The following is a 15,831-nucleotide window of genomic DNA, read 5'->3' on the forward strand; positions in this document are numbered from 1 at the left end:
CCAAGTGGTGGTGGGCTGGCTGCAAGAACCCTCAGCGGCAGGGACGCTGCTGAAGAGCCCCCCAAGGACGGGCTTACGGCGTGTTCTTGCGGCCAGCCTACCTCCGCTTCTACTCTTGGTCTTCGGGTCTATCCATATTTTCCGTCGACTCCAACCACATGGCGTTAATAATGCCAAAAGAGCACGCCAGTAAAACTCCTAAAATCCAAGCGAAATACCACATAACGTTCTCCTTAATAAATGGTGTGAGACTGGTCAAGGTCTTCATTTTTAATACGCCCGCGCATTACGTAAAAGCTATAAGCCGTGTAGCTAAGTACAATAGGCACAAAGATACAGGCAACGATAAACATTACGTTTAGCGTCATATGGCTAGACGTAGCGTCCCATACGGTTAAGCTCGCCTCTGGCATAGTGATGCTTGGCATTAAGAATGGGAACATAGAAAAGCCAGCCGTTAAAATAACGCCTGCTATAAATAGCGCACTCGATACAAACGCCATGCCTGCATTACCTTTCTTAGAGAAAAGCGCACAGGCCAGACCCGCAATAATACCCAGCACAGGTGCTGCCATCATAAGGGGGTATTTGCTGTAGTTGCTCATCCAAGCTCCAGCTTCAATGGCAACCTCTTTCTTAAGTGGATTTGACGTTGCAATAGTGTCGACTGCCGAGGTAATCACGAAGCCATCTAATCCAAATGCTACCCAAAGACCTGCAAGTACAAATAGCGTGACACCAGCCAGGCTTAACACAACCGATACTGCACGTGCGCGAACTTCAATAAAGCCATCGGTTTTCATTTGTAGCCAGGTTGCACCGTGATTCAGCAACATAGCCACAGATAGCAGTCCTGCCACCAGCGCAAACGGTGTTAAAAGGCCAAAGAACGAGCCTGTGTAAGTTGATTTAAGCGTGCTGTCCATTTCAAACGGTACGCCCAACAGCAGGTTACCAAACGCCACACCAAAGATAAGGGCTGGGATAATACCGCCAGCAAATAACGCCCAATCCCACGCTTTACGCCACTGCGGGTTAGGTAATTTACTGCGGTAATCAAAGCCTATCGGGCGCATCCAAAGGGCAATTAAGGTAAGGGCCAGCGCGAGGTAAAACCCAGAAAACGCAGTGGCGTAAATCATCGGCCACGCGGCGAAAATAGCGCCACCTGCGGTGATAAACCAAACTTGGTTGCCATCCCAATGCGGTCCTACCGTGTTTATCATTACGCGACGTTCTTTGTCATTTTTACCAATAAGCGTGAGCAGAGCTCCAACGCCCAAATCGAAGCCATCAGTAACCGCGAAGCCAATTAGCAGAACGCCAACCAAGCACCACCAAATGACTCTTAGTAATTCATAATCAATCATGCTTTTGCTCCTTGCTCATCAAGGTCAATAAGATCAAATTCAGTGTCAGGCTGCTTATCTGCAGGGGGAATCGGCCCTTTTTTGGCAAACTTCTTCATTAAGTAAAAACCAATAATGAACATGCCGGTGTAGAAAGCACTGTAGGCTACAAGGGTTATTACCACGTCGCTTACGGCGAGATTAGATACCGACGTATGCACCGGAAGCACCTCTGCAATTGACCATGGCTGGCGACCATATTCAGCGACAAACCAGCCAGCCTCACAGGCAATCCAAGGAAGCGGCAAACCGTAGAGCGCGCTTTTTAATAACCAGCGTGGCTTAGTAATCTTGTGTTTAGTGCTGTAGTAAAAGGCGCACACAAATAGCGCAAGCATAATAAAGCCAGCCACAACCATAAGGCGGAAACTCCAAAACAATGGGGCAACCGGCGGAATGCTGTAATCTACTGCCTGTTGAAGCGCGGCATCAGAAGGATTTGAAACGTTTTCAGTGAAAGGCTCTAGCAACATAGCGTAGCCCAAACTGTCTTTATTTTGGTCGAAGGCAGTACGTTGCTCAGCTGTCGCGGTGCCGTTTCTTACATCTTCAAGTACTTCATAGGCTTTAATTCCGCTTAGAATACGCTCGCGATTCTCTTCTTTAAGATCCTTAATACCTTTTACTTCTTCGGTTAACGAACGGGTAGCAATAATGCCCATTGCCCAAGGAATTTGAAGGGCGTACTCGGTTTCCTGCTTTTCGTCGTTTGGAATACCAAACACAGTAAACGGCGCAGGTGCAGGATGGGTTTCGTACTCAGCTTCAACTGCTGCCAGCTTCACTTTTTGTACATCACCAAGCTCATAACCACTTTCATCACCTAACACGATCACAGAAAGCGTTGAGGCTAGGCCGAAGCTAGCAGCTATGGCGAACGAACGGCGCGCAAAGGCGATATGCTTATGATTAAGCAGGTAGTAACTTGAAATTGCCAACACAAACATTGCGCCGGTCACGTAACCTGCTGATACAGTGTGAACAAATTTGACCTGTGCTACGGGGTTAAAAATAACCTCAGCAAAGCTGGTCATTTCCATACGCATGGCTTCAAAATTAAATTCAGCGCCTACCGGGTATTGCATCCAGCCGTTAGCAATCAAGATCCACAGTGCAGAGAAGTTTGAACCAATGGCCACCAGCCAAGTCGCCATCAAATGCTTCACCTTTGACATTTTGTCCCAGCCAAAGAAGAACAAACCCACGAAGGTAGATTCCAGGAAAAAGGCCATTAGGCCTTCGATGGCAAGTGGCGCACCGAAGATATCGCCTACATAGTGAGAATAGTAAGACCAATTCATTCCGAACTGGAATTCCATGGTTAAGCCTGTGGCTACACCAATGGCAAAGTTAATTCCAAACAGCTTTCCCCAGAATTGGGTCATCTGCTTATAAATTTCTTTACCCGTCATTACGTATACCGATTCCATAATGGCAAGTAAGAAACTAAGCCCCAAAGTTAAGGGTACAAATATAAAGTGGAACATTGCAGTTAATGCAAATTGCCACCGCGATAGTTCTATTAACGTATCGCTCATGGGTTATCTCCCTTGTATTTCGTGTGCGCGTTAAACGCTTAGCAGAAAAGTGGTTTAAAATTCAGTGATGAACACGTGAATATGCCGCATGGCAAGAGCACGGTTTATGCCATACATCAGTAATTTGGCTGCTTAAGCGCAATTACCGATAAACGGCGGTATTTTCGTACTGTGCAGATAAATTATTCCACGACCGAGCGTGTGGCTTATTGATCCAACGCAACAATTCATGGCGATGCATTCGCCATATTTGTCATTTAGGTGACAAATATGGCACAAGAGAAAGGTCACGTAGGTGAACATTGAGAGGTAGAGAATAGGGCGCGTTAGGGTGTATATGTGATTGTGAATGCACCCCGTAAATCACCCAATTCAAACCCTGTAGCTTGATCATTGGGATAGTGCTTTAGAATGGATTGTTTTACTGAAGGTGCCACATTGGCTCCGTGGCATGCCATGCACACCTGACCTTGTTCAATCGCCATCATGTACCTAAACTCACCGCTTTCGCTATCGTATTGATAAGTTTCAATAGGTCTTTTAGGGGCCAAATTGTCTTGCTTAGATTTGGTCAGTAATTGTGAAAACCACGCTAACTGCTCACGCTCCCATTGATCTGCCGCATTGTTTGGGTTCCTTACTTTCAGCGCGGTACGCCCAACCTCCCAGCCGTTTTGACTAAGCGCCAGAGCAATAGGAGCCGCTGCAATCTGGCATTCGTTAACGCCAGCCTCTAGCCCTCCTGATTGAATTGCTTGCTGTAGTCGTGACTTTAGCGCGCCTCCCAGTGCTTTCGCGTGTAATCGCGCTTCTTTGACTTTTTCCTGTACACTGTTTTCGCTTTTTTTCTCATTGGCAGTCACTGTATCTGCCAATGAATGAGCACTACTTGCCAATAAGCTTATCGCCACCAGCATTACGCTATTTTTCATTATAAAACTCTCTTTGGAATTGAATGAGTTGCTACCGAAGTATTGCCGTTTGTCTCAAACAGTGAACAAGCTCTATGCCAATATGATAAATTGCCACAATTAAATTAGAACAACCTAATATTCAGCTACCCATGAATATATCCATAGTACAAGCAATGATAGATGCGATAGATAAACCCGCAATCTTCATTAACCCAAGCTACGTTATTGAAGCTGTCAACCAGCCCTACAGAGACACCTACCCTGTGGATATAAAGCTTGGCTTTAGTACCTGCTATCAAGTCTCTCACCGCAACAGCAAACCTTGCGATAAGTGCGGCGAGCATTGCCCCATGCAAGAGAGTAAAGCCACAGGACGAGCGGCTAGCGTAGTACACGTTCATACCACCAGTGAGGGTCAAAGCTACTGCGACATCCTCATGCGCCCGATCTTCGACGGTAGCGGAGAATTATTAGGTTTCTTGGAAATACTCGATAAGCTTTCGTTTGCCTCAAACCGACCTTCAGCAGGAAAGATGGTCGGCGAATCAGAGGTATTTAAAGCAATGCTAAACAAAATAAATCGCGCCGCTAACTCAGATATTTCAGTACTACTGTTTGGCGAAACCGGCACGGGTAAAGAGCTGGTGTCCCAAGCACTTCACTCGAGTAGTCACCGTGCTGGCAAACCATTTGTTGTCATCGAGTGTACCGGCATGTCTGACACGCTGCTTGAAAGCGAACTATTCGGTTATGAAAAAGGGGCATTTACAGGCGCAACCACAAATAAGAAAGGGCTCGTAGAAGCAGCGGAAGGCGGCACATTGTTTTTTGATGAAGTCGGCGATATCCCACTTTCCACACAAGTAAAGCTTCTGCGGCTGTTCGAGTCTCAAACTTATCGACCTGTAGGAAGCACAGTGTCTAAAAAGGCTGATTTTCGTTTGGTGTGTGCATCACACAAAAATTTAAAGCACATGGTGGAAACGGGCGAATTCAGACAAGACCTCTACTACCGCATTGCCGGTTTTCCTATCAACCTCCCTTCTTTAAAACAAAGAAGACCAGATATAGCACTGATAGCCGCTCACTTTTTGGCAATGTCTAAAGAGAAAAAACGGTTTCATAAAAACGCGCTAGAAAAACTAACCAACTACCCGTTCCCAGGCAATATTCGCGAACTCAAAAACATTGTAGACCAAGCTATTTTACTGGCTGATGAAACCGTTATTTACGATACAGACTTACCCGAGCTCGATAACATAAGCTCTGATGCTATCAATGATGCCTCTTCATCTCACGGTAACGTTGTAACCTTAGACGAATTGGAACGCCAATACTTACGTCAGATTCACACGTCTTTTGAAGGCGATACCCAGCAACTTGCACAAGCGCTGGGAGTGAGTACCCGTACACTTTACAGAAAGCTGAAAAAAGCGGGGGTTGGAGATACGTAAAAAATAATAGGTAGAAAAATTACCAAAACGCAGGCTATGATAAAAAGGCGCTAACCAGATAAAGAAAAATGACTTTAAGACGCCTACTTACACTAACACTTTGCCTTTGTATGCTTTTGCAAAATGCATTAGCACTTGGCCTTGCTGCCCATACTATGCAGCAAGCACGTGCGTTTGTAGGTGAAGATATTGAACTTATTTGTACTGGCAAGACCATGCGCTACATTTCAATTAGCGCCACTGAGTTTGAAGGTGAGTTCGTTTTTGTTAGCCCCGAACTGCTCAAAGCACCCGCCGAGCACGTTGACTGTACCAATGGCACGTTAGCCGACTTACCTCAGGTTGACGAGCCACTACATGCCACATTACCTTTACTATCGCTGGTTCGCTATCGCGCTTTAGTCGCGCGTTTAGCGGCTAAGCCCTTTACAGATTTTGCTTACGCGGCGCCGCTAAGTCGTGCCCCACCACACGCATAACAACCTCCAAAACACACTGAACATGCATGCTTTCACCATGCACAACACTCGTTTTTTAAAATGGAATTGTTATGAAGCAATCTATCATTGCGCTTGCCGTATTCACTGCGTGCGCGCCCGTACACATTTACGCAAACACCATCGACTTAGCCGATAACACTTCGACAGAAGTGGTCACCGTTATTGGCACACCGCTTTCCCTTAGCACGCAAAATATCGAGCAAGAGTCTATTAGTGCTACCAGCAATATTGACGCTGACTTCGGCGATCAGCTTGCCACATTACCTGGCGTGTCGATATCCCGAAACGGCCCAGTCACTGGGCTTATTCAGTATAGAGGACTTTATGGTGACCGAGTTGGCGTAAGCATTGATGGCGTTGATATTGCTGGAGCAGGACCAAACGCCATGGACTCGCCCCTTTCTCATGTGCTGCCAGAACCAGGACTGACCGCCACCCTTTACCGGGGGATTGTGCCAGTAAGTGCAGGTGTGCAGACGCTAGGCGGAAAGCTTCGCATTCACTCTGATGCCTCAGCACTTTTTGACTTGAATACAGGCTTTAGCGGTAGCGTAAGTGCAAGCGCAATATCTCCGGGGAGCGGTCAGCAATACCAAGGCAATCTGTTTTATAAGAGTGAGCAGGCTTTTGTTAGCGGCGCCTTCACTCATCAGCAGCGCGACGAACAAGAGTCGGGAGATAACAGCGTTATACCAAACAGCCATTACCAAAGAAATGGCGGTAAGTTCAGGGCGGGCGTCGAGTGGGGCAATCACCAAGTCGATGTGAGTTATCAGCAACTTAATACTAACGAAAGCGGCACCCCTGCTTTAGCCATGGACATTGGTTTTATTGATGCCGCTTGGTATCGACTGGGCTATCGCTATAACGCAAACGATAGGGAGTTCTTCACGTTAAGCTGGTTTGGCAACAGCAACCAACATGCCATGGACAACTTCTCACAGCGCATGGTGATGTCTGCCGACATGGCGAGAGAGAATAACGCTGATGCTATTGCTCAAGGTGTAGATGCCACCTATGTAATGCCATTTTATGAAGGTGACCTCAAACTGGGTGCCTATCTGCACCACAGCAGGAATAACTCGACCATCACCAACCCTAATAACGGCATGTTCTTCGTTGATAACTTTACCAACGTAGAAAAAGACACAGCCAGCGTATACGCAGAATGGCAGCGAGATAAAGCATCTTATTCAACAACAATTGGTACCCGGTATACACGTGTTGACATGGATGCCGGGCTAGCCGGTTCTAATATGGTTATGATGAACCCTGCCATTGCTTCACTCGTTGATGATTTCAACGCGGCAGAACGCAGTAAGAGCTATAACATGTTAGATATTGCCGCTAGCACGCGATATCACGCCAGCGACAATGTCGATGTTGTCCTTGGGGTATCGCAGAAAAACCGTGCCCCTACTTACTTCGAGCGCTATACGTGGCTACCTCTTGGTATTTCTGGGGGAATGGCAGACGGATTTAACTACATTGGTAACTTGGCTCTAGACAACGAAACTGCACGCCAGATAGATGTGGGTATTGATTACCGTTTCAAAAGCTGGTCAGTTTCTCCTCGTCTCTTTTATCAAGATATTGAAGACTATATTACTGGTTCTCCCAGCATGAATATGGCTGCCAATATGGTCTCTACCATGATGGCAGGCACAACACCATTTCAATGGACTAATACAGACGCCGTAATCAAAGGGGCAGATCTGACTGTTTCGGGTAACGTGTTTGATAACGTAAGGCTTAACGCAGTAGCAAGTGTTCAGCACGGTAATCGCGACGATATCGACGATGCTTTGTTTCGTATTGCCCCCGAACAGCTCATCACTACCATTCAGTGGGACACACAGCTGCTTGATTTGCCAATGGCACTCCAATTAACGTCAGAATTGGCAGGAGCACAAAACTACGTTTCAGCGCTACAAAGTGAAAGCACTACCGCTGGATATGGATTGGTGCATATTACGGGGCTTTTCACCCTTATAGATAATGCGCGGTCAAATCTTCAGATTACGGCCACCGTTCATAACCTATTTGATAAGCATTACGCCCCACACACAGCGGGAATTAACCGCGTGAGGAATACTGATGTTGCAGTAGGTGAGCGAATACCCGCTGCCGGACGAGAGTGGCATTTATCGCTGAGCTACAGGTTCTAACCGTTTAAAACTCAAACTCCAAAGGGCATAAAGATAAACCAGTGGTCTGCCTTCGCTGGTTTATCTTCTCTTAATGTCTGATACACATGCCGTTTTAAACGCTAGAAATGAAAACTTGTGCACTAACGTAAGTATTTTGAAGCTAAAAAGCTGTGTTAGATTACAGCGGGAAATAAAGCTGAGAATGCCTGCCATAAAAGGCGCAGGGCTAACAGTGTCACCACTATCTTGAACGCCAGCATAAATTTTCAGCGGGGACACGCTTTAATACCTTCAAGCCGAAAAACGTGCCGAGCGCACCACTGGCAATCATAATAATGATAAGCCCCGCCCACTGGGCAAAGGAAAATCCTACAAAGGTAAAAACAAACGCTTTAAGGCCGTGTTGCAGTGTCATACAGCTGGCAAACGTGCCGGTTATCTGCATTTTGCTGTAATTATTTCTGTGTACAAAGGCCGCCACCAAAGGCCCTGTAGCACCTACAAACATTGAAACCAACGTGGTTACTAACCCTGCCAATGTTCTACCCGCGGGGTTCATTTCTTGTGCTTTGGGTTTACTCCCCCACACCAGAAATAAAATAAATGCGGCAACCGCAAATTGAATAATAACCAACGGCAGCTGAACCACAACAAACGAGGCCAAAAAAGCGCCAACGATTGCGCCTAAAGAAAAATACTTCAGCATATTCCAGTCGATATGCCTTGCCGTCATCAGTGCACGGTTACCGTTTGAACCAAGCTGTACTAAACCGTGAACCGGGATCAGCGCACTGACTGGCATAGTACCGGCCATTACTGCCAGTAATAAGACCCCGCCACCAATACCCAGCGTTGCTGTCATCATCGACGTAAAGAAGGAGGTAACAACAAGTACTACTGATGATGACATCGACATCGCATCATTGGCCGTTAACCAGCTATAAAGTAACTCCAAGGGTCAAATTCCACCTTAATTCGTAACACAGTTTGTATGGTTTGAGTGATCATTACACCAAAACATATCGTTTAAATATCATACAAAATTCACGCCTAGCGCGTAAGGTTATTTATCATGCCTTCTATTAGTTATTTAAACAAAGCACTTCGAATAATACGTGACAAGCAGTGTACAAAAGGCGCTAAGCTAGTTGCCAGGCAACTTCTCCGCAATAGCGGGTTCACTGATAAAGATATTTATGATTGTTTAAAGCAGGGCTCGATTATTCGCATTACCATATTTGAAGCCTAGGGTAGCGTGAGACCTTACATCTTACACTTACCGCTTGCCCACCCACTCGCATTGGTCTAATTTCTACACCTAAAAACCCATTGACTTTCTTCATTATGCACAGGATACTCGGGTCATTAAATACTCACTAGCAGCGCACTGTTTTTAAATACTATGCCTAAAAACACGAATACACATACTGCTTACTCAGCGTCTGCGCTGATTATTATTCTCGCTATTCTAAGGAATGGGCGGGTTAGCTAGTGCGTAAATAGAATTCACTAAACCCGCCGCAAAGGCGGGTTTTTTATTGGCTCGTCTTGCGGTAAAAATAACGGAACGACAGCCATGAACAATCCAATATCTCACGTGTTACAACAGTTGCATGACGCAGTAAACCGCGGCGATCAAGACGCCTTATCCCAATGTTATGCTAGCGATGCAACAGTGGTCGCGACCCCTATGTCCAGCTCAACGCAAAACCAAGCCGCTGAAGAACATGCCACGCAGCGAGACTGCGTTGATGCCCTGCTTAAATTTCAAAAGAAATTCATGCCCGATCATTTTGTTACAACCGGAGATGAACGGGTTATACAAGCCGGTGACGTAGCGCTAGTCGTCGCTAAGCTTTACCTTGTTCCTAAAGCAACACCCAACGCCCTACCCTGCGAGGGTAAGCGCGCCGTTTACGTTCTGCAAAGGGATGCAAGTGGTGAATGGCGCTGTGTCATCGATAACTTCTTCGGTACTGATTTGTTAGATTTTGCGTGATCCTCTCAAATCCAGGCATTTAATTCTAAAAATTAGAATAATTTGATGAATTTTTACGCATTTTAAATCAACAAAAACGAACATAAGATTTATCTCGAGGTTTACGAAGTACTCACAACAAACTTAATCCAAGAGGAAATCACAATGTTCAATATCAAAAAATCAATGGCAGCACTTGTTACTGGCTTAACCTTTCTTGTTCCTTCTGTGCAAGCGGGAGAGCCAGCCAAGAGCCTTCTGACACCCGACAACCACACGGTCATTCTTATCGACCACCAGCCTCAAATGGCGTTTGCAACACGCTCACATTCAATCGAAGATGTGCGCAACAACGTTACAGGTCTAGCAAAATCTGCAAAGGCATTTAATGTACCCACCATTCTGACAACCGTAGCTGAAAAGTCATTCAGCGGCCCGCTTTTCCCGGAATTAAAAGCAGTATTCCCCGACCAAACACCTATTGACCGCACAACGATGAACACCTGGGAAGATAAGCGAGTCACCGACAAGGTTAAGAAATTTAAAAAGAACAAAATTGTTATTGCAGCGCTTTGGACAGAAGTTTGCGGTGTAGGGCCAGTGCTGTCTGCCATTGAAGAAGGCTATGACGTGTATTTTGTAACCGATGCGTCTGGCGGTGTATCTAAAGAAGCTCACGACATGGCGGTTCAGCGTATGATTCAGGCAGGTGCTCAACCCATTACTTGGTTACAGTACCTTCTAGAACTTCAACGTGATTGGGCTCGCACTGAAAGCTATGTGGACGTGACAAACATCGCAAAAGAACATGCTGGGGGATACGGTTTAGGCCTTATTTACGCAACCGAAATGTTTAACGCCAAAGAAGGCCAGTAGCCTTTGATGCGACAGGTCACCGTGACCTGTCGCACTTGTATCGTTACTGCACGAGGAGTTTAACATGAGAGCTTTGCACCCACTTGTAGCACTATTGACCGCGCTTCAAATCGCAACACTTTCTTTCAGCGTTAGCGCTAATACCGATAGCGCGCAATACGAAAAAGGCCAAACACTTTCACAATACTGTATGGGGTGTCACGGTGAAACAGGCATTGCCAACATTGAAAGTAACCCTAATTTGGCAGGTCAAAACAAACCGTACCTAGTTTATGCACTTAAAGCTTATCGCGACGGCATCAGGAAAGGCGGTATGGCCAGCATCATGCGCCCCAATGCATCAGGGCTTAGCGATGACGATATTGACGCCCTAGCCACTTATTTTGCAGCCCAGTCAGGTAAACAAACCACTAGCCAAAGCAGCAATAACTAGGAGCTATCCCATGAATTTATTATTGTCACGTTTTTCGATTGTTGCTCTATTGTTTGGCGCTAGCCAGGCAATGGCTGCCCCAGATTTGGTCGTTGTAAATGCAAAAATCACAAATTCGAGCGGCCAAACCTATTCGGCTCTTAGCGTAGAAAACGGTAAATTTAGCGCCTTTTCGCAAGATGCCCAACAGCTGCTAGCAGACGCAGATAGTGCCACTCAAGTAATCGATGCAAAAGGACAGCGGCTCATTCCAGGTATTAATGACTCGCATATGCACGTAACGCGTGGAGGACGTTTTTATAATTTAGAAACTCGCTGGGAAGGTATTACAAGCTTGAAAGAAGGCTTAGCCATGCTAGAAGCACAAGCCAAACGCACGCCCAAGGGTCAATGGGTAAGAGTCATTGGAGGTTTTAGCCCTTATCAATTTGAAGAGAAGCGCTTACCTACACCACAAGAGCTTACCGACATCGCGCCAAACACACCGGTATTTGTGCTTCATCTTTACTCAGGTGGTGTGCTCAATAAAAAAGGCCTTGAAGCACTGGGAATAGACAAAGACACCCAAGCGCCAAAGGGAAGCGTGATAGAGCGAGATGCTAACGGCAACCCCACAGGTGTTTTGCTCGCTCAACCCAACCCAATGATTTTATATAAGACCATTGCCGCGCTGCCTCAACTAAGCGCAAATGAACAGTTAAATTCCAGTCGACAGTTTTATCGCAAGCTACTTAGCCTAGGCGTAACCAGTGTAGTAGACGCAGGCGGCGGTGGCCATACCTTTCCTGAAGACTATACAGCCAGTGAAACCCTTGCCAAGCTCGGTGAGTTACCGATACGGGTTTCTAATTACTTGTTCCCGCAAGTGCCTAATAAAGAAATGGTGAGTTTTGCTACATGGATGAGTAAGTATGAAGCAAATCAAAACCAGCATATTCATTTAGACAATGGCTATGTAATTGAAGGCGGTGGCGAGCTACTCACTTATAAAGCGTCAGACTATGAAAACTTTCGTGCGCCACGCCCTGAACTTCCAGGCGAAGCCGAAGATGCGCTGGAAGAAGTGATTAGGCTTCATCTATTGCAGCAGTGGCCGTTTAGGCTCCATGCCACTTATGACCAATCTATAACACGTATTTTAAACGTACTTGAACATATTCACTCAACACAGCCCGTTGATAGCGTGCGCTGGATTGTTGACCACGCTGAGACGGTGTCTGATGAAAATCTTTCGCGCATTAAAACGTTAGGTGGCTCGATTGCGGTACAAGGTCGTATGGCCTTTGCTGGTGAGGATTTCGTTGAGCGATATGGCGCCGAGCAAGCCAAGCGCACGCCCCCTATAAAGCAAATGCTTAGTGCTGGTATCACAGTGGGCTTAGGCACAGACGGTACCCGCGTTTCAAGTTTTAATCCATGGGCAACCTATTACTGGGCAGTGAGCGGAAAAACCGTGGGTGGTTTTGATTTAGGTACAGAACATGTAGACAGACTGACAGCCCTTAAGCTATTTACTCAAGGCAGCGCTGCACTATCTGGAGAAGAAAACGTTAAGGGTAGATTACAACCTGGCTTTTACGCTGACTTTGCTATCCTTAACCACGATATCTTAAAAATAGGTGAAAAGGCATTACTAAACACACAAGCACAGTTAACTGTCGTAGACGGCAACGTCGTTTTTGCCGATAGACAGCAGTACCCAGAACTCGCAACACCAATAGAAACAGCCGAGCCCGCGTGGTCACCGGTTAACTTCTCCCAACAACGTTAATTGAGAAAGATCATGGCAAAACGAATTTCATCTCACAAAAAAGATTTAGGTGGCTTCTCAGTAAGTCGCATTATTCCCCACGTTGACGCAAGGAGCATTGGCCCATTTGTTTTTGTTGACCATATGGGACCTGCACATTTCCCAGCAGGCAGCGGCATTAACGTTAGGCCCCACCCGCATATAGGACTGGCCACCATTAGCTATTTAATGGAAGGTAGTATGCTGCATAGGGATAGCTTAGGCACTATTCAGGAAATACAGCCCGGCGACGCAAACTGGATGACAGCGGGTAAAGGCATTGTTCACTCTGAGCGAGAGACCATTGAAACCCGAGGCAGTGACCATGTGCTAAACGGTCTACAGTGCTGGGTTGCATTACCCGAAGAAAAGGCAGATATGGAGCCCAGCTTTATACACGTTAACAAAGCTAAACTGCCGTATATACATCGTGAAAAAGTACTGATGCGCCTAATTGCAGGGGAAGCGTACGGCTACACGTCACCGGTTAAGACGTACTCACCCATGTTTTATTTAGATGTGATAACAGAAGCAGGAGCGGTTATTGAGCGTCCATGTGGCAATTCTCAAACGGCCTGTTACGTTATTTCCGGAAAAGTAAAACTAGGAGATGCAGTATTCAGCGCAGGCGAATTTGTGCTATTGGACGATGAAAGTGAAATTGAAACCATGGAGAATAGTCGCTACTTCCTTTTAGGTGGAGAGAAAATGGAGAAACAACCCATTTTACGTTGGAACTTTTTGGCGTACTCTCAAGAGAAAATAGAAGACGCTGAGGCTCGTTGGGCAAACGGATTATTCCCAACTATTCCGGGTGACGACCGCGAGTTTATTCCGCTGCCTAAATAAAGCTGTTGTTGTAAGCAGCTCTAGCAACAAACTAATGGCTTTAAGCACAAAATACATTAAAACCAAAAAGAGCAGGCTTATAGCCTGCTCTTTCATTAGCGTAATACCACTACGAATTAATGGTCGTGATCGCCGTGCTCGTGTTCTTCAGCAATACCTAGCCAAACTGCACCTGCAGGCTCAAAATCCAGTTCAAGCAAGGTTTCCGTGGTCTCGGCTTCCAAATCAACAGCGAGGATAGCTTGCGCAACAGGGTCAACAACAAACAAGGCTTCTTCGTGTTGCGATGCCGCCATGCTAAATGACTGACCTTCTGCTAGGTTTGCGGCGCTGGCACTGGCCACATCAATTTTGTGCGAAAATTCCCAGTGCGTGTCACCGTCTTCTTCATGCGCTTCTAGCAGTGTTACAAAACCTTTGTCATCTAAAATAACAAAGAATTCACCGCCCATTGAGAAGCCGTATGACACTGCATGAGCGTCAGTCTCTGGCTGCCAGTCAATCACGCTCATTGTGCTAGTTACAGGCGACACATTGGCCAAGATGGCGCTGCCACCGCCGTGCTGTGAAGCAATACCAATAAACGCTTCAGCGTGTTCATGTCCATACATTGTGCCAATGCGCAAATCGCCAAGCCCATCAATGTTGTCAATAAACGCGCTGGTAAATACCTCATCATCTTCGTTGAGAATTAATACGCCGTCGCTACAGCCAAATGCCACAGCGATTTCGTTTTGAGCGGCGCCATGTAAATCAGCACACTCGCCATCAAAGCGTTGCTCTTCTTCGTACTCGCCATCATGCCAGTGATATACCGCAACGCTGTCTGGCAAGATTGGATTAGCAGAACGAGACTCTGCATCATCACGACGTACAGTACTAATTAGCATGTCTCCACGCGGTTCCGCGACACCGTGCATATTTACAGTAAATTCCAAAGTAGGAACTTCTGTAATTTCACTGGCAATTTGGGTATCGGTTACCACTTTTACCGCTGCCGGCATGCTGGTGTCCGCATTTCCGTCGTAAAACACAGCAAGCTGACCGTCGTGTGTTACTACGTGAGTCGGTTGATTACGAGCATGACGAGCATGACGAGCATGACGAGCATGAAAGTGAACACGAAGACCATGCCCATCGCAACACGCACTCTGATTTTCGTGTCGCATATTTGCTTAGTTGCCAAGGCCCCGTAAAGCGTATTGAGATGACAGGGTTTCCCCATTGGCCAAGCCTGCAGCACGTTAATGCAATTTGGGTAACCAACAAAGGACAAGGCGCACTAGAGATAACTCCAAGTCAGCCAACCTTACTGATAAGCAGCTAGTTAGATTTTTTATTCTCTCAGGCGCAAGCTTCACTCATTGTGCGTGCGCCATAGCAATTTTCGGACATACTATGAATTCGATATCTCAAGGAAGCAGCGCAATGCCAAAAGTGCAGTTCATTTCAGACAGGCTCGCTATGCTCCTTTCATCCCTTTGCGTAATACATTGTTTATTAACGCCTATTTTAATGATTTCCATACCTGCATTGGCAGGTGTGTCAATTCTCAATGATGAAACCTTCCATCAAATATTGCTGTTCTTTGTGCTGCCCATCGGTGTTCTTGCGCTCTCACTAGGCTACCTACATCACAAAAATAAGTGGGTAGTATTTGCTGGTGTTTTTGGCCTAACACTTTTAAGTAGTCCGCTGCTGGTTGAATGGGTAGGCTTAGGACACGAAGTACTAGGTGAATATGGTGAAGTAACAATCACGGTAATCGCGTCGTTTATTATCGTTGGTGCGCACCTGATTAACTATCGGCTTAGGTCGAGCGTGCAGGAGCCTATTTGCGAAGGGCGCGAGACCCCCCAATCACAACCCTATTAGTTTCATCATAATCTCAAAAGCGGGTAATTCTTATCGAGCGACGCTCGCAATATTAGTGGTGTAAGT

At 46.3% G+C, this 15,831-nt stretch carries 15 protein-coding genes and 1 pseudogene; 10 read left to right on the forward strand and 6 right to left on the reverse strand.

What is annotated here, in order from left to right; translation table 11 throughout:
* Positions 1-109: 109 nt before the first annotated feature.
* From cydX to MASE_RS18110, 4 genes are all read right to left on the reverse strand, one after another.
* Positions 110-223: a cytochrome bd-I oxidase subunit CydX gene (gene cydX, locus MASE_RS19970; RefSeq protein ID WP_014951149.1), complete on the reverse strand. Its 114-nt coding sequence runs from the start codon at positions 221-223 to the stop codon at positions 110-112.
* Positions 224-233: 10 nt separating this feature from the next.
* The gene (gene cydB / locus MASE_RS18100; protein WP_014951150.1) at positions 234-1,370 is read right to left on the reverse strand and encodes a cytochrome d ubiquinol oxidase subunit II; all 1,137 of its coding nucleotides are present in this window, start codon (positions 1,368-1,370) and stop codon (positions 234-236) included.
* A complete protein-coding gene (locus MASE_RS18105) occupies positions 1,367-2,947 on the reverse strand; it encodes a cytochrome ubiquinol oxidase subunit I (RefSeq protein ID WP_014951151.1) in 1,581 nt (526 codons plus the stop codon). The genes cydB and MASE_RS18105 overlap by 4 nt, the downstream gene beginning before the upstream one ends.
* Positions 2,948-3,273: 326 nt before the next feature.
* Positions 3,274-3,879 carry a Tll0287-like domain-containing protein gene (locus MASE_RS18110; protein ID WP_014951152.1) on the reverse strand — a complete coding sequence of 202 codons (606 nt, stop codon included), beginning with the start codon at positions 3,877-3,879 and terminating at the stop codon, positions 3,274-3,276.
* A 155-nt stretch (positions 3,880-4,034) separates the two neighbouring features.
* Here MASE_RS18110 and MASE_RS18115 point away from each other — a divergent pair, with 155 nt between their 5' ends.
* The 3 genes from MASE_RS18115 to MASE_RS18125 all read left to right on the forward strand — a co-directional run bounded on the left by MASE_RS18115 (position 4,035) and on the right by MASE_RS18125 (position 7,983).
* Positions 4,035-5,315: a sigma-54 interaction domain-containing protein gene (locus MASE_RS18115; RefSeq protein WP_014951153.1), complete on the forward strand. Its 1,281-nt coding sequence runs from the start codon at positions 4,035-4,037 to the stop codon at positions 5,313-5,315.
* 68 nt (positions 5,316-5,383) lie between these two features.
* The gene (locus MASE_RS18120; RefSeq protein ID WP_014951154.1) at positions 5,384-5,794 is read left to right on the forward strand and encodes a hypothetical protein; all 411 of its coding nucleotides are present in this window, start codon (positions 5,384-5,386) and stop codon (positions 5,792-5,794) included.
* A gap of 71 nt (positions 5,795-5,865) precedes the next feature.
* On the forward strand, positions 5,866-7,983 hold the full coding sequence (locus MASE_RS18125; protein ID WP_014951155.1) for a TonB-dependent receptor: 2,118 nt from the start codon (positions 5,866-5,868) through the stop codon (positions 7,981-7,983).
* A gap of 155 nt (positions 7,984-8,138) precedes the next feature.
* On the opposite strand, the pseudogene MASE_RS18130 reads toward MASE_RS18125, so the two are convergent.
* Positions 8,139-8,920 (reverse strand): annotated as a pseudogene (locus MASE_RS18130) (sulfite exporter TauE/SafE family protein).
* A 621-nt stretch (positions 8,921-9,541) separates the two neighbouring features.
* Between MASE_RS18130 and MASE_RS18135 the strand changes: the two are divergent.
* The 5 genes from MASE_RS18135 (at position 9,542) to MASE_RS18155 (ending at position 13,890) form a co-directional block, all read left to right on the forward strand.
* Positions 9,542-9,964, forward strand: a complete 423-nt coding sequence (locus tag MASE_RS18135) for a YybH family protein (protein WP_014951158.1) — start codon at positions 9,542-9,544, stop codon at positions 9,962-9,964.
* Positions 9,965-10,108: 144 nt separating this feature from the next.
* A complete protein-coding gene (locus tag MASE_RS18140; RefSeq protein ID WP_014951159.1) occupies positions 10,109-10,819 on the forward strand; it encodes a hydrolase in 711 nt (236 codons plus the stop codon).
* A gap of 64 nt (positions 10,820-10,883) precedes the next feature.
* Positions 10,884-11,252: a c-type cytochrome gene (locus MASE_RS18145; protein WP_014951160.1), complete on the forward strand. Its 369-nt coding sequence runs from the start codon at positions 10,884-10,886 to the stop codon at positions 11,250-11,252.
* Positions 11,253-11,262: 10 nt separating this feature from the next.
* Positions 11,263-13,023, forward strand: coding sequence for an amidohydrolase (locus tag MASE_RS18150; RefSeq protein WP_014951161.1), 1,761 nt, complete (start codon positions 11,263-11,265; stop codon positions 13,021-13,023).
* Between the two features lie 12 nt (positions 13,024-13,035).
* Complete coding sequence (locus MASE_RS18155) at positions 13,036-13,890, forward strand: pirin family protein (protein ID WP_014951162.1); 855 nt, start codon at positions 13,036-13,038, stop codon at positions 13,888-13,890.
* Between the two features lie 116 nt (positions 13,891-14,006).
* Here MASE_RS18155 and MASE_RS18160 read toward each other — a convergent pair whose 3' ends face one another.
* On the reverse strand, positions 14,007-14,924 hold the full coding sequence (locus tag MASE_RS18160) for a hypothetical protein (RefSeq protein WP_232362782.1): 918 nt from the start codon (positions 14,922-14,924) through the stop codon (positions 14,007-14,009).
* 17 nt (positions 14,925-14,941) lie between these two features.
* Here MASE_RS18160 and MASE_RS18165 point away from each other — a divergent pair, with 17 nt between their 5' ends.
* Positions 14,942-15,217, forward strand: a complete 276-nt coding sequence (locus tag MASE_RS18165) for a ZrgA family zinc uptake protein (protein ID WP_014951164.1) — start codon at positions 14,942-14,944, stop codon at positions 15,215-15,217.
* A 71-nt stretch (positions 15,218-15,288) separates the two neighbouring features.
* Complete coding sequence (locus tag MASE_RS18170) at positions 15,289-15,765, forward strand: MerC domain-containing protein (protein ID WP_232362783.1); 477 nt, start codon at positions 15,289-15,291, stop codon at positions 15,763-15,765.
* The last annotated feature ends 66 nt before the right edge of the window (positions 15,766-15,831 follow it).

The organism is Alteromonas macleodii ATCC 27126 (genome assembly GCF_000172635.2).
GTDB classification, from domain to species: Bacteria; Pseudomonadota; Gammaproteobacteria; order Enterobacterales; family Alteromonadaceae; genus Alteromonas; species Alteromonas macleodii.

Excerpts from the sequence above, each read along its gene's own strand:
- MASE_RS18125 (WP_014951155.1), top strand. The coding sequence starts at position 5,866 with ATGAAGCAATCTATCATTGCGCTTGCCGTATTCACTGCGTGCGCGCCC.
- MASE_RS18170 (WP_232362783.1), top strand. The coding sequence starts at position 15,289 with ATGAATTCGATATCTCAAGGAAGCAGCGCAATGCCAAAAGTGCAGTTC.
- MASE_RS18115 (WP_014951153.1), top strand. The coding sequence starts at position 4,035 with ATGATAGATGCGATAGATAAACCCGCAATCTTCATTAACCCAAGCTAC.
- MASE_RS18135 (WP_014951158.1), top strand. The coding sequence starts at position 9,542 with ATGAACAATCCAATATCTCACGTGTTACAACAGTTGCATGACGCAGTA.
- MASE_RS18150 (WP_014951161.1), top strand. The coding sequence starts at position 11,263 with ATGAATTTATTATTGTCACGTTTTTCGATTGTTGCTCTATTGTTTGGC.
- cydB (WP_014951150.1), bottom strand. The coding sequence starts at position 1,370 with ATGATTGATTATGAATTACTAAGAGTCATTTGGTGGTGCTTGGTTGGC.
- MASE_RS18105 (WP_014951151.1), bottom strand. The coding sequence starts at position 2,947 with ATGAGCGATACGTTAATAGAACTATCGCGGTGGCAATTTGCATTAACT.
- MASE_RS18155 (WP_014951162.1), top strand. The coding sequence starts at position 13,036 with ATGGCAAAACGAATTTCATCTCACAAAAAAGATTTAGGTGGCTTCTCA.
- MASE_RS18110 (WP_014951152.1), bottom strand. The coding sequence starts at position 3,879 with ATGAAAAATAGCGTAATGCTGGTGGCGATAAGCTTATTGGCAAGTAGT.
- MASE_RS18140 (WP_014951159.1), top strand. The coding sequence starts at position 10,109 with ATGTTCAATATCAAAAAATCAATGGCAGCACTTGTTACTGGCTTAACC.
- MASE_RS18145 (WP_014951160.1), top strand. The coding sequence starts at position 10,884 with ATGAGAGCTTTGCACCCACTTGTAGCACTATTGACCGCGCTTCAAATC.
- cydX (WP_014951149.1), bottom strand. The coding sequence starts at position 223 with ATGTGGTATTTCGCTTGGATTTTAGGAGTTTTACTGGCGTGCTCTTTT.
- MASE_RS18120 (WP_014951154.1), top strand. The coding sequence starts at position 5,384 with ATGACTTTAAGACGCCTACTTACACTAACACTTTGCCTTTGTATGCTT.